Annotated in this window: 13 protein-coding genes; 2 read left to right on the forward strand and 11 right to left on the reverse strand. The window is 67.0% G+C overall.

Annotation, left to right across the window (positions count from 1 at the left end; all coding sequences use genetic code 11):
- Nucleotides 1-45: 45 nt before the first annotated feature.
- From HUN08_RS14890 to rplJ, 11 genes are all read right to left on the reverse strand, one after another.
- Nucleotides 46-1293, reverse strand: a complete 1248-nt coding sequence (locus tag HUN08_RS14890) for an MCE family protein (RefSeq protein WP_124248796.1) — start codon at nt 1291-1293, stop codon at nt 46-48.
- A gap of 1 nt (nt 1294) precedes the next feature.
- Nucleotides 1295-2656, reverse strand: coding sequence for an MCE family protein (locus tag HUN08_RS14895; protein ID WP_124248797.1), 1362 nt, complete (start codon nt 2654-2656; stop codon nt 1295-1297).
- A complete protein-coding gene (locus HUN08_RS14900) occupies nt 2656-4035 on the reverse strand; it encodes an MCE family protein (RefSeq protein ID WP_124248798.1) in 1380 nt (459 codons plus the stop codon). The genes HUN08_RS14895 and HUN08_RS14900 overlap by 1 nt, the downstream gene beginning before the upstream one ends.
- On the reverse strand, nt 4035-5069 hold the full coding sequence (locus HUN08_RS14905; protein ID WP_301547004.1) for an MCE family protein: 1035 nt from the start codon (nt 5067-5069) through the stop codon (nt 4035-4037). The genes HUN08_RS14900 and HUN08_RS14905 overlap by 1 nt, the downstream gene beginning before the upstream one ends.
- 119 nt (nt 5070-5188) lie before the next feature.
- Complete coding sequence (locus HUN08_RS14910; RefSeq protein ID WP_124248799.1) at nt 5189-6292, reverse strand: MCE family protein; 1104 nt, start codon at nt 6290-6292, stop codon at nt 5189-5191.
- A complete protein-coding gene (locus HUN08_RS14915; RefSeq protein WP_124248800.1) occupies nt 6289-7626 on the reverse strand; it encodes an MCE family protein in 1338 nt (445 codons plus the stop codon). The genes HUN08_RS14910 and HUN08_RS14915 overlap by 4 nt, the downstream gene beginning before the upstream one ends.
- 3 nt (nt 7627-7629) lie before the next feature.
- Nucleotides 7630-8505, reverse strand: a complete 876-nt coding sequence (locus HUN08_RS14920; protein WP_124248801.1) for an ABC transporter permease — start codon at nt 8503-8505, stop codon at nt 7630-7632.
- Nucleotide 8506: 1 nt separating this feature from the next.
- Nucleotides 8507-9313 (reverse strand): ABC transporter permease, encoded by an 807-nt coding sequence (locus HUN08_RS14925; RefSeq protein ID WP_124248802.1) that lies wholly within the window; start codon nt 9311-9313, stop codon nt 8507-8509.
- 6 nt (nt 9314-9319) lie between these two features.
- Entirely contained in the window at nt 9320-10519 is a 1200-nt protein-coding gene (locus tag HUN08_RS14930) for an ABC transporter ATP-binding protein (protein ID WP_124248803.1), read from the reverse strand.
- Nucleotides 10520-10903: 384 nt separating this feature from the next.
- The gene (rplL, locus tag HUN08_RS14935; RefSeq protein ID WP_124248804.1) at nt 10904-11296 is read right to left on the reverse strand and encodes a 50S ribosomal protein L7/L12; all 393 of its coding nucleotides are present in this window, start codon (nt 11294-11296) and stop codon (nt 10904-10906) included.
- 90 nt (nt 11297-11386) lie between these two features.
- A complete protein-coding gene (gene rplJ / locus HUN08_RS14940; RefSeq protein WP_124248805.1) occupies nt 11387-11914 on the reverse strand; it encodes a 50S ribosomal protein L10 in 528 nt (175 codons plus the stop codon).
- A 277-nt stretch (nt 11915-12191) separates the two neighbouring features.
- Between rplJ and HUN08_RS14945 the strand changes: the two genes are divergently transcribed.
- Both HUN08_RS14945 and HUN08_RS14950 read left to right on the forward strand, forming a co-directional pair.
- Nucleotides 12192-13439: a glycoside hydrolase family 76 protein gene (locus HUN08_RS14945; RefSeq protein WP_124248806.1), complete on the forward strand. Its 1248-nt coding sequence runs from the start codon at nt 12192-12194 to the stop codon at nt 13437-13439.
- Between the two features lie 242 nt (nt 13440-13681).
- Nucleotides 13682-15718, forward strand: coding sequence for a CocE/NonD family hydrolase (locus tag HUN08_RS14950; RefSeq protein ID WP_124248807.1), 2037 nt, complete (start codon nt 13682-13684; stop codon nt 15716-15718).
- Nucleotides 15719-15766: the final 48 nt, after the last annotated feature.

Below are 15766 nucleotides of genomic sequence, written 5' to 3' on the forward strand. Positions count from 1 at the left end.
CGGCATCGCGTGCGGGGCCAATCCGGCGCCCGCCGCGAGGCCCGTTTACTTCTTGGTCGGGTGTACGCCGAGCAGCCAGGCCAACTGCCAGGCCAACGGATTCAGATCCAACCGATCAGGATCCTTCTTCGGCTTGCTATCCCACGGCTGCGCAATATGCGGATTGGCCAACGTCGCCCGCGCCGCACCACGCACCCCCGTCGGCGAACCCTGCGGCACCGTACACCGCGCATTCAAATTCAACGGAAAATCGTCATAGTTCACATCAAACGTCGGATTCTTCCGCTTGATCGCATCAATCATCTGCTGCGTCGACTCATACCCCTGCGTACACGCCGCCGGATTATTCGTCTCCAACACCACACCGAAATGAATCTGACCATCACCGGGAGCGGGGGTGGCCGACCCGGCCGACAACGCCGAGAGCATGGCCAGCAGTGCGTTGGTGGAGTAGCCCGTCGGCGCGATTGCGACCCGGCTCACCGAACCCAGATCCTTGACCACCTTGGTGATGTCGGCACCCTGCTTCTGCAACAACCCCGACAACGCCGACGCCGACGTCTGACCCGTCGTCAACAACCGCCGCACATCCGGATCACTCGACGCCAACGTCGAACTCACCAACTCCAAATTCTTCGACCACGCCAAAATCGCATCCGACTGATCCGCCTGCGTCGCCAACACCACCGACGAATTCCGCAACAACGCAATCGTGTCCGACAACGAGTCATACCCCGCCTTGGACAACGTGTTCAACGACGTCACCAACCGCGTCAGATTGTCACCCTGACCATTGAACGCCTTGCCCAACTCCTCGACAATCGTCCGCAAATCATCCACCGGCACCGACTCCGCGAAATCCAACGCCGAATTCACCACGTCTTCGAGCGGCCGCGGGATCTCCGAGTTCGTGATCACCGAGCCCGAGTGCAGATACGGGCCGGCGGCCGACGTCGGCCGCAGATCGATGTACTGCTCGCCGATGGCCGAGCGGGAGGCGACGAATGCGACGGCCGATTCCGGGATCTTCGGCGCGCGCCGGCTGATCATCAGGTTGGCGTTGACGCCGTCCTGGGTCAGCGTCATCGACTTGATGCGTCCCACCGGGACACCCTGGTAGGTGACCTCGGCGTTGGCGAACGCTCCGCCGGAATCCTTCAGCTGCACGGTGACCGGGAACTCCGAGACACCGGCGAGCCGCGGCAGGCGCGCGTAGTTCACCCCGACGATCACCATGGCGATGACGCCGAGGATCGCGAAGGCGGTCAACTGGATCTTGACGAGCTTGGTCATCTCAGCGCCCCCCGAGCATCGAGATCGGACCGTCGGTCGCCGTCTGGCCCGGCCGCGCGGGCGGCAACACCATGAACTGCAGGCGGCGCTGCTTCTTCTTCGCCGACGCCGGGTGCTTCAGGTCGGGTCGGTAGGTGCCGTAGGACGGCGGGGTCCACGGACCGATCCGCGAATTCGGCGGCGGCGGCAGGAGACCGATGGTGGGCCAACCCCAGCGCGGCCCGTTGCCGTTGTAGTAGGGGTTCGCCGGGTCGACGGGGATGTTTCGCGCCTTGGGCGGCGAGTAGATCGGCACCCCCTGGCCGACGCCGAGCGCCTCGAGCTGGTTGAGCAGGCGCAGGTCCAGCGTCATGAACAGGTTCGTCGCATTGCCCTTCGCGGCCGGCGTCAACCAGTCCGGGAACGGAACGGTCAGCATCAACGGCGCCGCCGTGATGAAGTCGGGCATCGCCTTGGCCAGCGAGGTGAGGATCGGCCGCAGGGCCTTCAGATCACTGATGATCGCCTCGCGCGACTTGCCGAGCACATCGGTGCCGACCTGGCCGAGCTTGTCCAGCTTCGTCAGCAGATCCACGAACTGCGGGCGCTGCTCCTCGAGTACCTGCACGCCGGCGGGAAGCTGCTCGAGCACCTGCTCGATCTGTGTGGTCTGCGCCGAGGCGCGGGTCGACAGGCGCGCGAGACCGTCGATCGCGGTCACGATGTCGTCGCGCTGCTTGTTGAGGTTCGTGATCAGCTTATTCGACTGGATCAGCAGGCCGCGGACCTTGTTGACCTTGTGTGGGTGGCCGTCGGAGTCGGTCACGGTGACCGTCGCCGTGTCCATCGCCGTGGTCAGCTCGGACACGATCGGCTGCAGCTGGTTGAGGCCGCCGTTGTTGAGCAGCATCGACAGGGCGCCGAGCACCTGTTCGATGTCGGTGGCCGTACGCGTGCGGGGCTCGTTGTTGGCGTCCTTGCCCCCGATCGTCGAACCCGAGGGCTGCGGCGGCGCGTTCTGCGCGCCGGGCGGCTCGGACAGCCCGACGAACTTCTCGCCGAGCAGCGCCGTCTGCTGGACCGCCGCGTGTACCTGGTCGGAGATCCGCACGTTGTCGCGGACGAGGATCTTGACCGAGGCCTGCCACTCGTCCTTCGGGATGAAGATGTCGGTGACCCGCCCGACGACCACGCCGTCCTTCTTGACCAACGACTGCGGCACCAGGTCGAGGATGTCGTCGAACTTCACCGTGAACGTCTGCGGGTGCGAGCCGACGTCGACGCCGCCGGGAAGCGGGATCGACTGCATGCCGCTGCACGCCGACATCAGACCGGCACTCGTCACGGCCACGGCGGCGACGGTTGCGGATTTACGCCAGCTCATCAGTTGCCACCCCCGTTGCCCGCGGGAGCCGTCGAAGACGGGACCGCGGACGGCTTCTTCTTCGGCTTCTTCTTCTGCTTCGGCGGCAGCGGGTTCGGCGTCGTCGGCGTGGGCGCCTCCAGACCCGGATCCGGACGACCCGGCCGGGTGCCCGGCACGGCGTAGCGCTGCGTCTTGTCGTTGCTCATGATTCCGAACGGCAGAACCGGAAGCAGCGGCGACGTGCCCTTCTTGATCTGGTTCGCGATCGAGTTGCAATGACTGATGATCGGCGCCATCTTGTGCTGCCACTCGAGGAACGGCTGCGTGCCCGGCATGATGCTGCCCGGGTTGAGCAGGTTGCACTGGGCGGCCATCAGGTTCTGGAGATCCTCGATGGTCAGGCGCATCGCGAGCGTGCCCGACTCCGCGTCGTAGGCGTTGATCAGGTTGGAGACGGTGACCGGCAGGACGGTGAAGATCTCCTTCAGCGAGTCCTGACGCTCCCGGAGCACCTGCGTGGTCGGCTGCAGCGAGCGAACGGTATCACCGATCGCCTGCTGGTTGTCGTTGACGAAGCGGGTGACGTCGCCCAAGGCCACCGACAGGGTGGCCAGCGCCTCGCCGAGCTGCTGGCGCTCACCGGCCAGGAAGGTGCTGAACGAGGCCATCTGGGAGTTGAACTGGCGCACCTGCGCGTCGTTCTCGCGCAAGGCGGAGACGAAGACGTTGAGCTGCTTGATCGTGTCGACGATGTTGTCGCTCGAGTTCGACAGCGTCGTCGCGGCCTTCGACAGGTTGGTGAAGGCCGAGCCGAGCTTCTCGCCGTTGCCGCGCAGGTTGTCCGCGCCGACGCGGACGAATTCGCTGACGACGCCCTCCTTCGATCCGTGCGCGGCGTTGACGCCGTCCGGGCCGAGGGACTTGGAGAGCTTCTGCAGGTTCTTGTACAGCTCGTCGACCTCGACCGGGATCATCGTCTGGTCGATGCCGAGGGTGATGTGCCGCGGGGCCTGCGGACCGGTGCCGCGGTAGGCCGGGGTCAACTGGACGTAGCGGTCGGCGACGATGGACGGGGCCACCTGAACCGCGCGGACGTCGGCGGGCAGCTTCAGGCCGCGGCGGACCTTCATCTTCACCTGGACCCGGTCGCCCTGCGGGGTGACGCGCTCCACCTGGCCGACCTTGACGCCGAGCAGGCGGACGTCGGAGCCCTTGTAGATACCGATGCTGCGCTTGAAGGTCGCGTCGATGGTCGTCGCGCCGATTCCGGAGAACAGCCACCACAGGACCGTCCCGGTGAGCAGCGCCAGGATGGTGCCCAGCACGATGCCCACGATGTGGCGCGGGGTGAACCAGCGGCCCGGGCCCGCCGTCGTCGTCAGATCTGGGGTCGTCATTATCCGGCCTCGGTTCCGCCGTTGTTGAGCAGCTTGGTCTTGTTCGGGGGCCGCGACGTGTTCTGCTGCGGCAGCGCCGGCGGAATCAGGTTGGTCACCATCGACTCGAACCAACGCCCGTTGCCCAGCACGTTGCCGTACAGGCGGTAGAAGGGCGCGAGGCTCTGGATGGAGCGCGAAAGGTTGTCCTTCTGCTTGCTCAGCAGACCGGCGACCTGCCGCAGCGACGAGAGCGCCGGGCCGATCTGCGCCTGGTTGTCGGCGACGATCCCCGACAGCGCCTTGCTCAGCTGGGTCGTCGACGAGAGCAGCGTGGCGATCGACTGCTGGCGACGGTTCAGTTCGTCGAGCAGCTGTCCGGTGCCGCCGATCAGCTTGACGATCTCGTCATTGCGGTCGGCGAGGATCTTCGACGTCCCCTTCGTCGCGTTCAGCAGGGCCTGCACGTCCTGGTCGCGCTTGGCGATGGTCTCGGACAACCGGCTCAGGCCGGTGAGGGCCGGGCCGAAGTCGCCTGCCGTGCCGGAGAAGGCCGCCGACATGGTCTGCAGCGATTCCGCCACCTTGTCGGTGTCGAGGTTCTCGATCTGGTTGCTGGCGTCGCTGAAGGCGTCGATCACGTCGTAGGGCGAGATGGTGTCGGTGATCGGCTTGCTCGGATCGGCCGGATCGGAGCCGCGCGGGGTGAGGCCGAGGTACTTCTGGCCGAGCAGCGTCTTGATCTGGATGGACGCCTGGGTCTGGTTGCCGATCCAGGTGTTCTTCACGTTGAACTTGACGTCGACTTTGTTGCCCTCGGGGTTGAGCCCGACGCTCTCCACGGTCCCGACCTTGATACCCGCGACCCGGACCTCGCTGCCCTTCTGCAGGCCAGCGGCCTCGGAGAACTGGGCGGTGTAGCGCGGACCGGCTCCGAGGATCGGCAGCTGGGTCAGGTAGAAGGACGAAATCGACAGCATCAGCAGGATGAGGACGCCCAGGGCGCCGACGGTCACCGGCGAGCGGCGGCCGGCGAAGCGGCGCGAGGGGTGCATCAACTGCGGCTCGGCCGCCAGGGCGCGGGCCTCCGCTTCCGCGCGCAACGACTCGTCGTCGGCGGAGAACTCGTTGTCGGGCATGTCTGCCTGGTCCTTGTCGTCAGCCATGTCCACTCCTAGCGGGGACGCTGGTTGTCACGCCAGCACCTGGTCGCCGCACTGGTGTAGAGCACGTGGTTGATGTCGGGAAGAGGGATCAGGGGGTCGGTGAGCAGCACGGACTTGCCGTTGCCCATCACCACGTCCACACCGCAGAGGTAGAACTGGAACCACGAGCCGAACGTGGCGGCGCGGCCGATCTTCTCCAGCTTCGGGGGGAGGTTCGTGATGATGGCCTCGACGTCCTTGTCGCGGCGCATGATCTCGTCGGAGGCCGACTTGAGCCCGGCGATGCTGCCGGCGACGGACGGCCTGGTCTGACCCAGGATCGAGCCGAGCACCGAGGTCAGGTTCGACACCGAGGTCACCGCGGATCCGACCGAATCCTTCTGCGCTGCCAGACCGGTCACCAGCTGCGAGGTGTTGACCAGCAGCGAGTCGAACTGCGAATCGTGCTCGTTGACCGTCTGCAGGACCTGCTTGAGGTTGGTGATCAACTCGCCGATGACCTGGTCGCGGTCGGCCAGCGTGTTGGTCAGCTCGGCCGTATTCGAGAGCAGCGAGGACATCGTCCCGCCCATGTTCTCCCCCGGCGTGTTCTGGAAGACCTGGATGATCTGGTCGGCCAGCTTGTTCACGTCGGCGGGGCTGAGCTGCTGGAACACCGGCTTGAAACCGTTGAACAGCTCGGTCAGGTTGACCGCCGGGTGCGTCGAGACGTCCCGTGCGTCCTGCTCGAGGCCGAACACGTGGCCCGGCTGCAGCGACTTGTTCGCGTCACCCTCACCGCGCTCGAGCGCCAGGTACCGCAGACCGGTGAGGTTGCGGTAGCGGATGTAGACCTGGGTGCCCTCGGGCAGCGTGTCGCGGTCGACGGCGAAGCTGACCTCGGCGCGGTTCTTGTCGTAGACCGCCACGTTGCTCACGGCGCCGACGCGCACACCGGCGATGCGCACGTCGTCACCCGGGTTGAGCATCGCGGCGTCGCTGAAGACGGCCTTGAAATCGTGTTTACCCGACGATCCGGCGTTCGCGATCGTCAGCGCGAGCATCGTCGTCGCCACGACGGTGACGACGGCGAAGACGATCAGCTTGATCAGAGGGGCGGCGATGGACTTCATCGGATGGTCACCTGCGCTCCGCGGAGCCGCGACGCACCGACGATGGTGGTCCAGTCCGGGACTTCATCGGGGGCGACGCCACTGCTCGCGCCGTACAACATCTGGATTTGCGCCCGGTACACCGGATCGTTCAGCAGGTTCTGCTGCTGCGCGACACCCTTGGGGAGCGCCGAGTACTGCGCGGCGGGCATCTCCGGAATGTTGCGGGGGCCGGGGTTGCGCGACGGGACCTGGTAGGAACCGTCGGCCAGGCCACCGCCCGGGTATTGCGGGAACGGACGGCCGTTGGTCGCCGGCTTGTAGCAAACCGGGCCGCGGTCGTAGTCGAACAGGCGCGGCTCGTCCTGGTTGGGCAGGTAGCGCCCGCGCGGGTTCACGAACTGCAGGTTCACGCGCACACCCGGGTTGGGCGTGCCCTCGCCGACGATCCGGCGCGATTCGGGGATCAGCGCCGCGAAGTTCTTGAACGTGCAGCCGAACACCGGCGACTGGCGGGCCAGCCCGTCCAGCATCTCCTGCGTGCCGGTGAAGATGCTGATCAGATCGGCCCGGTTGGTGTTCAGGAAGGAGGTCGTGTCGATCGAGGCCTGACCCAGCGTCGAGATGAGCGCGCGCAGGTCGCCCTGGCGCTCGACGATGGTGTTGCCGGTGACCCGCAGGTGGTCGAGGCCGTCGATGATCGACGGGAGCGCCTGGGAGTAGGTCTGCGAGAACGACGCGAGACCGCGCAGCGTCTGCTGCAGGTCGTCGGTGTGGGCGTTGACCTCGCCGAAGATCTCGTCGAGACGTTTGACCGTCTCGCCGAGCTGCTGGCCGCGACCGCTCAACGCCTGCGAGATCGACGTCAGGGTGACGTTCAGATCCTGCGGCGGGACGGCCTTGAGCAGCGGGAGCAGACGGTCGAAGAAGTCCTGGACTTCCTTCGCGTTGCCCTGCTCGGAGGTGTGGATCGTGTCGCCGCCGGCCAAGGTCACCGCGCTCGTCGGTTCCCGCGGAACCTCCAGCGCGACGAACCGCTCACCGAAGAGCGTCTTCGGCAGGATCCGCGCGGTGGTGTCGCGCGGCAGCAGGTGCAGCTTGTCCGGATCGAGCGCCAGCACGACGTCGACCTTGCCGTCGGGCGACGGGGTGACCGCCTTGACCGTGCCGACCATCATGCCGCGCGCCTTCACGTCGGCGTGCTCGGACAGCGAGTTGCCGGCCGAGTCGGTCTGCAGGGTGATGTCCTTGGTCGAGCTGAAGTGACCCTGGAACTTCAGGATCGATCCGCCGATGAAGAGTGCGATCACGGCAAAGAAAGCCAGGCCGTAGAGCCGGCGTCGGAGTGCAACCATCTGTCAGCCCGCCACTCTCACCGTCGTCGAGGTGCCCCAGATCATGAGACCGAGGAAGAAGTCCAGCAGCGCGATCAGGACCAGCGCGGTACGGACGGCGTGACCCACGGCCACGCCGACGCCCGCGGGACCGCCGCTGGCGTAGTAGCCGTAGTAGCAGTGCACCAGGATGATCACGAACGCGAAGATCAGGACCTTGCCGAAGGACCAGAGGACGTCCTCCGGTGGCAGGAACAAGTTGAAGTAGTGGTCATAGGAGCCGCCGGACTGCCCGTTGAACACGGTGTTGATCGTGCGCGACGCCAGGTAGGCCGCGAGCAGGCCGAGCACGTACAGCGGGATGACGGCGACGAAGCCGGCGATCACCCGGGTGCTGACCAGGAACGGGATCGACGGGACCGCCATCACCTCGAGCGCGTCGATCTCCTCGGAGATCCGCATGGCGCCCAGCTGGGCGGTGAAGCCACAGCCCACCGTCGCCGAGAGTGCCAGGCCCGCGACCAGGGGCGCGACCTCGCGCGTGTTGACGTAGGCGGAGAGGAAGCCGGTGAGCGCCTGCGCACCGAGGTTCTGCAGTGCGGCGTAGCCCTGCATGCCGACCACGACGCCGGTGAAGCCCGACATCAGGACCATGACGCCGACGGTGCCCAGGATGACGGCCAAACCGCCGGAGCCGAAGGCCACCTCGGCGAGGATGCGCAGCACCTCGCGGTAGTAGTGCGTGATCGTGCGCGGGATCCACGCGATCGTGCGCGCGTAGAACGACATCTGCGTGCCGGCGCCGTCGAGCACCGACAACGGCTTGTTGATCTGCTTGCGCAGCTCGTACCCGACGTACTCGGCACGGCTCTTGGCAATGGTCACGCCGCCTTCAGTCACGCTAGGCCCCCTTAGCCGGAACGACCTGCAGGTAGACCGCGGTCAAGATGAGGTTGGCGAAGAACAGCAGCAGGAAGGTGATGACGACGGACTGGTTCACCGCGTCGCCGACACCCTTCGGACCGCCCTTGGGGTTGAGGCCCTTGTACGCCGCGACGACGCCGGCGATGACACCGAAGATCGCGGCCTTCACCGTCGAGATATAGAGGTCGGGCAACTGGGCCAGTGACCCGAAGGAGGCCAGATACGCGCCCGGGGTACCGCCCTGGACGACGACGTTGAAGAAGTAGCCGCCGGCGATGCCGATGACCGCGACCAGTCCGTTGAGCAGGATCGCGACGAGCACCATCGCGAGCACGCGGGGCACCACCAGTCGCTGGACCGGGTTGATGCCCAGCACCTCCATCGCGTCGATCTCCTCGCGAATGGTGCGGGCACCGAGGTCGGCCGCCACCGCGGAACCCGCGGCACCGGCCACCAGAAGCGACGTGACCAGCGGCGATCCCTGCTGGATGACCACCAGGACGCTGGCCGCGCCGGTGTAGGACTCCGCACCGATCTGCTTGATCAGCGAACCGGTCTGCAGGGAGACGATCGCACCGAACGGGATGGCGATGAGCGCCGTCGGCAGGATCGTCACGCTGGCGATGAACCACGCCTGCTGGATGAACTCCCGCCATTGGAACGGGCGCACTGTGGACTGGCGCGCGACGTCGATGAATAGCTGGACGATCCGCCCGGTTTGTTCAAGCGCCCCGGAGCCGGCCTTCGCGATCCTATCGACACCACGCTCGGTGGCGGTCGTCATCTCCTATTAGCTCCCACTGCTCTCGTCCGGCGCCTTGGACGGGGTGACCCAGTCGGTCTCGTCGGCCGCGTCGCCAATGGTGTTGAACACGTCGGTATCGGCGCCGCTGGCGGTGGCACCGGCGGCCGCACTGCCGACGGCGGTGGCCACCGCGGCGGTCTGCGCGGCACTGGTCGCCGCCGACTGCATGGCGGCCTGCGCACGATTCTCGGCGAGGATCTTGTCCTCCTCCACCATGCTGCGGCGGATCGCCTCCTGGGCGTTCGCGGGCAGCGTGTGGATGATCTCCTCGACGTTGCGGCGGTGGCGCGCGGAGGCCTTGCGCTCGGGCATGCCCGGGTTCGGCTGGACCTGGGCGATGATCTCGCTGAAGTCGTCCTTCGTGCCACCACCGGAGATGCCGGCTGCCTGCATCGCGGCCTCCGCGGCGGCGACGGCCTCGTCCTTCTCCTCGGACATGCCGATCGGGCCGAAGCGGTCACCGGAGAGGAACTGCTTGACGACGGGCTGCTCCGAGGTCAGCAGCACCTCGCGGGGGCCGAACATGACCAATTCCTTGCGGAAGAGCATGCCGATGTTGTCCGGGATCGTCCGCGCGATGTTGATGTTGTGCGTGACGATGAGGATCGTCGCGTCGATCTGCGCGTTGATGTCGATCAGCAGCTGGCTGATGTAGGCGGTACGGACCGGGTCCAGACCCGAGTCCGGCTCGTCACAGAGGATGATCTGCGGGTCCAGCACCAGGGCGCGGGCCAGGCCGGCGCGCTTGCGCATACCGCCGGAGATCTCACCGGGGAGCTTGTCCTCCGCGCCGGCCAGACCGACGAGGTCGATCTTCTCCATGACGATGGAGCGGATCTCGGACTCCGACTTCTTGGTGTGCTCGCGCAACGGGAACGCGATGTTGTCGTAGAGGCTCATCGAGCCGAACAGCGCGCCGTCCTGGAACAGGACGCCGAACAGCTTGCGGATCTCGTAGAGCTCACGGGCCGAACACTTGGTGATGTCGGTGCCGTCGATGATGACCGATCCCTGTTCGGGATGCAGCAGACCGATCAGCGTCTTCAAGAACACCGACTTACCGGTGCCCGACGGGCCCAGCAGCGCACTGACCTCGCCCTCGGGCAGAGTCAGCGTAACGTCGCGCCAAATGTTCTGAGAGCCGAAGGACTTGGTCAGTCCCTCCACGCTTACTTCAACACCCACGGCGGATCCCTCCAGTTATTCGTCCCGCGCGACAGCCAAGGCGTGACTCCCGCATCCCCTGAGGACATATGTGGTCGGAGTCACTGTATCCCACCGCATGAGTCGCTCATGCGTAAAGGTGGCCCCAGCAAGCTCTGTCGCTGTCGGACGACATCGCCACACACTGTGTCGGAACGCACACCCTACTCACCAGTAGGGCTTAACGGCTCTTAAGAGTAGCCCATCACAAGCCGTGCTCCAAGTGGCCTGCGACCAACCCCGTCCCGACGGCGGACGGCGGACCGCGACCCGCCCGCAAAATACGCGAATGCCCCGCGAGAACGAGTCTCGCGGGGCATCGCGGAAGTGCTCCTCACCGGCCCCGTGCGGGGCCGGCTCAGCGGGTCACTTGAGGGAGACGGTAGCGCCGGCCTCTTCGAGCTTGGCCTTGGCAGCCTCGGCGTCGTCCTTGGAAACCTTCTCCAGGATCGGCTTGGGCGCACCCTCGACGAGGTCCTTGGCCTCCTTCAGGCCCAGACCCGCGACGACCTCGCGGACGACCTTGATGACCTGGATCTTCTTGTCGCCGGCACCCTCGAGGATGACGTCGAACTCGTCCTGGTCGGCGGCGGCGGCGTCGCCACCGGCGGCCGGTGCGGCACCGGCAGCGGCAACGGCGACCGGGGCGGCCGCGGTGACCTCGAAGACCTCTTCGAACTTCTTCACGAAATCGCTGAGCTCCAGCAGGGTCAGTTCCTTGAACTGATCGATGAGCTCGTCAGCGCTGAGCTTCGCCATGATTGGCGTCCTTCCTTATAGGTGGTCGACCGCTGCTCGTCGCAGTGCCGACCGGGTTTGTGCTGTGACCGGGTGGTCAGGCGGCGGGGATTACTCCTCGCCCGCAGCTTCCTTCTTCTGCTGCAGGGCCGCGGCGAGGCGCGCCACCTGCGATGCCGGCTGGTTGAACAGTCCGGCGGCCTTGGCCAAGTTGCCCTTCATGGCACCGGCGAGCTTGGCCAGGAGGACCTCACGGGTCTCCAGGTCGGCGATCTTGTCGATCTCGGCCACCGACAGCACGCGGCCGTCCATGTAGCCGCCCTTGACGACAAGGGCCTTGTTCTCCTTGGCGAAGTTCTTGATCGCCTTGGCCGCGACAACGGGCTCGCCTTCGATGAAGGCGATGGCCGTCGGGCCGGAGAACAGCTCGTCGAGCCCTTCCACGCCCGCCTCTTTTGCGGCGAGCTTGGTCAGGGTGTTCTTGGCGACGGAGTAGGTTGCGCCCTCACCGAGGGAACGACGCAGCTCGGAGATCGCGGGAACGGAAAGGCCACGGTATTCCGTGACGACCGCAGCCGTGGAGCCCTTGAACTGTTCTGCGATCTCCGCTACTGCGGCGACCTTGTCGGACTTGGCCATACTTCGCCTCCTCTCATTTCACGTGGATGCGCAGAGAGTCGTCGGGCGGGGCATCGTCGTCGACACGGCAAACAAAAACGCCCCGCGCAGGAAGCACACGGGGCGTACGGTCGCGGCGCCGGGCGTCGCACTGTATTCCTCGGGTCATCCTGCGTGGGCCGCCGACGCGTGTTGACGTCGAGCCTTCGATGGGTCGTCGTGACTCCCCATGACCAACGGTCTCTGGCTGAACCTTGCTATGGGCATACGCCCACAACAAGCGCCTAGGCTACCGGGTATGGCCCAGCGATCCAAATCCGATTCCCCGCATCCGGACTGGTCGGAGTCACAGTCCGCGCAGACCGAGACGGCCGCGCGCGCGGCCGAGGCCGCCGACGCGGTGATGTCGCGCCACCTGCACCGTCTCGCCGGAATACCCGGCACGGCCATCGCCACCGTCGCCTGGCCCCCCACCGCGACCAGCTCCTGGCATTACTGGTGGCACGCGCACCTCGTCGACCTGCTCGTCGACGCCGAGGTCGCCCGACCCGGTTCGGTCGGCCGCCCGACGGTCCGCAGGCTGTTGCGCGGCATCCACCTGCACAACCTCATGCGCTGGTGGAATGACTACTACGACGACATGGCCTGGCTCGGGCTGGCCATCGAACGCTCGCGGCGCCACCTGGACGTCGGCTCCGCCCGCGGGCAGCGCATCCTCGCCAAGCGGATCTTCGACTCGTGGTCGCCGACCAAGGGCGGCGGCATCCCGTGGCGGACGATGGACTACTTCTTCAACACCCCGGCCAACGGCCCGGGAGCAGTCCTGATGGCGCGCACCGGATCCCCCGAGCGGGCGGTGCAGATGTGCGACTGGATGCACGACACCCTCGTCGCGCCGGACACCGGGCTGATCTACGACGGCATCAAGCCGCCGTTGTCGCCCGAATCCGGCGCCGAGCCGGAGATGGTGCGCGACATCTACACCTACTGCCAGGGCGTGGTACTCGGCGCGGAGGTCGAGGCGCTGCGCGCGACCGGCGACGTCAAGCACCGCGAGCGGATCAGCGCCCTCCTGCGCGCGATCGAGGACCACATGCTGGTCGACGCCGAACTCACCGTCGCGAAGGATCCCGCCTCCCCCGACGCCGGTGACACCGTGACCCGCACCGCGCGGATCGTGCCCGCCGGGGGCGGCGGCGACGGCGGCCTGTTCGCCGGGATCCTGGTGCGCTACCTCGCGCTGGTGGCCACCGACCTGCCCGACGGACCCGGTGCCGACGAGGTGCGCGCCCGCGCGGCGCGGATCGTGCTCGACACCGGCGAAGCCGTGTGGCAGACCCGCGCCATCGTCAACGACCGCCCGCTGTTCAGTGCCGACTGGCGCCGCACCGCGGTCATCCCCACCGATTCCGGCACCGAGGCGAGGTTCATCGCGGGTGCGGTCACCTCGTCGGAGACCCCGGAGCGAGACCTCTCGGTCCAGCTGTCGGGATGGATGGCGCTGGAGGCGGCCGCACGCGTCGCCGCGGGACTCGCCGAGCACTGACGCCGATCTCCGTCGAACTTGGTCAAACGACCAGTCGGACAACGGAATCGGGTTTCCGAAATGCCACCCCCCGGTTAACGATTTGTGACGCCTATCCGATATATTCGGCAACAGCGTCCCGGTGGCGTGCGTCACAGCCAGAGTTTGCCTCTCTAGATATGATGCACCGCACTGAATCGCTACAGGTTCGACCCAACGACGGGCACCGTGCCCCTCGGCTGCGCCGACAGGCAGGTGAAGTGATGGCTTACCAGCTGGATCCCACGAGTCGGAAGGGTGCGCGCAAAGCCGCCCCGAGGCCGCTCGGCCCCGTCGAGCGGCCCGACCCGCACGCCCTGCCGCTCGGTGACCCCACCGGCGGCGCCGACGCCCGCGAATGGCTCGTCAGCGTCGACGGCAAGCAGCCCTATCCACGGGTCCACATCGACCGGAACGTCACCATTACCATGAGTGACGGCGTCCGCCTGCGCGCCACTGTCGTCCGCCCGGCCAGCCGGCTCGGCACCCCGGTGACCGCACCGCACCCCGCGATCCTCTCGGTCAACCCGTACAACCGCGCCCTCCTCGACGCCCTCGACGGCGGCCTGCACGCGCCGGTGGTCGGGAAGGCGCTGCGCTCGGCGTCGGGGGCGGTCGACGCCAGCGGCACCGTCCTGGAGGGGGTCACCCGCCTCACCGGCGTCGTCGCCGGCGGCGGACTCGACGTGTTCGGGATCAACCGCAACCTCGTGCGCAGCGGATACGTGCAGATCATGGTCGACGTGCGCGGTACCGGTGCGTCGCAGGGCAAATGGCAGATCCTGGGCGCCCGCGAGCAGAAGGATTCCCTGGAACTCATCGACTGGGTGACCACCCAGCGCTGGTGCAACGGCCGCGTCGGGATGGCCGGCTGGTCCTACTCGGCCATCAACTCCCTGCAGGCCGCCGACAAGCGACCGTCGGCTCTGCAGGCGGTGTTCGCGATCGAGGGCACCTCGGACATCGTGCGCGACATCTACATCACCGGCGGCATGCACTCGGCGTTCATCCCGATCTGGCTGAGCCTGGTCAACGCCCTCAAGTGGGTGCCCAACCCGCGGACCGCCCTGCACGACCTCAACCACGGCGAGTTCGCCCGCTGGCTGCGCGACCGCGTGAAGTCGCCGGCCACCGAGATCCCCTCCCTGCTGTGGGGCTTCCTCACCACCCGCGACGAGCGGATCTTCGACGACCCCTACTTCGACGAGCGCGATCCCAAGGTCGACAACATCACCTGTCCCACGTTCACCGTCGGCGGGTGGCACGACCTCTTCGGGCCGAGCAGCACGCGCATCTACGAGCAGCTGAACCTGAAGCCCGGCGAGAAGCAGGTGCTCGTCGGAAACGGATACCACATCGACGTCGGCACCGGGCAGGGCGGACGATTCGCCCCGCCGCGCCTGGACGTGCTGGAACGTGCGTGGTTCGATCACTGGCTCAAGGACGTCGACAACGGGATCGAGCGGTACGGCCCGGTGACGCTGCAGCAGCAGGGCGGCGGCTGGACGTCGGGGGCGCAGTTCCCCCGCCCCGGCGTCGTCACCCAGCACCTGTATCTGCACGGCGAGCCGTCGGGCACGGCACCGCACGCTCGTCACGACGGCAGTCTCGCGGCGACCGTCGACGCCTCCGGCCCGTCGTCGCTCACGATCCGCCCGGATGTGCGTGGCCTGGTGTCGCGCGACATGTCGCAGGTGACCGCCGGTGCGGCCATCGCGCTCGGGCCGCTGTTCAGCACCGATGCCGGATTCCAGGAGCGCGGCGGCCTCTCGTTCACGACCCCGGCCGCCGTCGAACCGGTCCAGGTGAGCGGCTCGGCGAATCTGCGCCTCTACGTCGCGAGCACCGGCGGCGAGGGCACCTGGGCGGTGACGGTGAACGATGTTGCCCCGGACGGGACGTCGACGGTCCTCACCAACGGCGGGCTCACGGTCTCCAACCGGGCGCTCGACCAGAAGCAGTCGGAATACGACGCCGACGGCAACCTGCTGCGCGCGCACCACTACCTGACCCGGGTGCGCAAGCTGCCGGTCCCGGTCGACGCGCCCGTCGCCATCGACATCGACCTGGTTCCCACCGACGCGGTGATCGACACCGGGCATCGGCTGCGCGTAGACGTCTACGCGGCGAGCTTCCCCCGCTTCCTCACCCTGGTACCCGATCTGATCAAGGCGCGCAGTCGCCGACAGCGCCTGGTACTGGACGAGAATCACCCGAGCTACCTGACCTTCCAGGCAATCGGCTCCTTCCCGGCCGTCTGAGGGCGGTCGTCGACCTCACGTGATCGGCACGGATGGTCGCGTTCTCTC

It is taken from the genome of Gordonia sp. X0973, assembly GCF_013348785.1.
Taxonomy (GTDB): Bacteria; Actinomycetota; Actinomycetes; order Mycobacteriales; family Mycobacteriaceae; genus Gordonia.